At 57.1% G+C, this 1097-nt stretch carries 1 protein-coding gene and 1 pseudogene; both read right to left on the bottom strand.

Translation table 11 applies throughout. The features are described 5' to 3' along the window. Positions 1-4: 4 nt before the first annotated feature. On the bottom strand, positions 5-376 hold the full coding sequence (locus F6K46_RS39940) for a helix-turn-helix transcriptional regulator (protein WP_293118229.1): 372 nt from the start codon (positions 374-376) through the stop codon (positions 5-7). 191 nt (positions 377-567) lie between these two features. After that, positions 568-1097: pseudogene (locus F6K46_RS39935) on the bottom strand (hypothetical protein); the annotation flags it as partial.

Raw genomic sequence — 1097 nt, 5'->3', positions numbered from 1 at the left:
TGCGTCACACTTTTCCGCTGGTTGCCTTCAGCAATCGCAAGAATGAGGACTTTACGTTGCTGTCTTCGATGGCGCCGAACGCCCGGGCCACCTCGACCATGCTGTGCGTTACCCTGGTATCCGCCAGCTCGGAAGCCGAAGTCGCCGTTTTACCTTTATCTGCGAGCCCTTCGAAAAAATACACGATCGGAACGTTCAGCGCTACGCTGAGGTCCCAAAGCCGACCGCTGCCGATCCTGTTCAATCCTTTTTCGTACTTTTGAATCTGTTGAAAGCTCACCCCAACCATGGAACCGAGGTCATCCTGACTCAAGCCTTGCGAAACGCGGGCCTGCAAGAGTCGTCTGCCGATATGTGCATCCTTTTCACTTGCCATCGTCTTTCGCTGTTCCCTTTGCTTTCCGTACTTTCCAAATCTGCAACACCGCTAAACACAACAGCGCCCAGCATTGGCCTACGATAAGTTGAACCAAGTGGCAAAAACAATCTGTTTGTGATCACCCGCGTTCACTACCTGAACGGAATTCCCCAGATTGGTCCCTGACCCGACGCCCCGTCTCCCCAACGTCAGACGTCGAGGTTTGCCACCTCGAGAGCATGAGACTGAATGAAATCACGTCTCGGTTCAACAATATCTCCCATTAAAGTGGAAAAAATGTCCGAGGCATCGTCGCTATGGGCGATCTTGACCTGCAGCAATGCCCTTACATTGGGATCCAGCGTCGTTTCCCAAAGCTGCTCCGGATTCATCTCTCCGAGGCCTTTATAACGGGAGAATTTCACGCCCTTGCGGCCGATTTCGAAGACCGCATCCGCCAGGCTCAGGGGCCCGGAAATCGGGTACTCACGATCCTTACCCTTCAGGACGCCTGTCGTCTGATAGACGTCGCGCAGTTCCCCGGCCATGTCGTCGAGGTGCCGTGCTTCGACCGACTGCAGCGTTGCCGCATCGATCACGCGGCGTTCCGTCAGGCCCCGCAGCAGGCGGGTGAAAACCAATCCGCCGCCCTCGCTCGCCTGTCCCCGCCAACCGCGCTCGAGATCGAGCGCAAGTGCATCCAGGCGCTCCGCGACCGCCGCTGCGCCGGCTTCCGCGG

This window comes from Moorena sp. SIO3E8, from assembly GCF_010692445.1.
Taxonomy (GTDB): Bacteria; Cyanobacteriota; Cyanobacteriia; order Cyanobacteriales; family Coleofasciculaceae; genus Moorena; species Moorena bouillonii.
The sequence above is the reverse complement of the archived record's forward strand: the minus strand, read 5'-3'. Positions and strand labels throughout refer to the sequence as shown.

What these genes read in the sequence shown, in the direction of transcription:
- F6K46_RS39940 (WP_293118229.1), bottom strand. Translation starts at nt 376, where the DNA reads ATGGCAAGTGAAAAGGATGCACATATCGGCAGACGACTCTTGCAGGCC.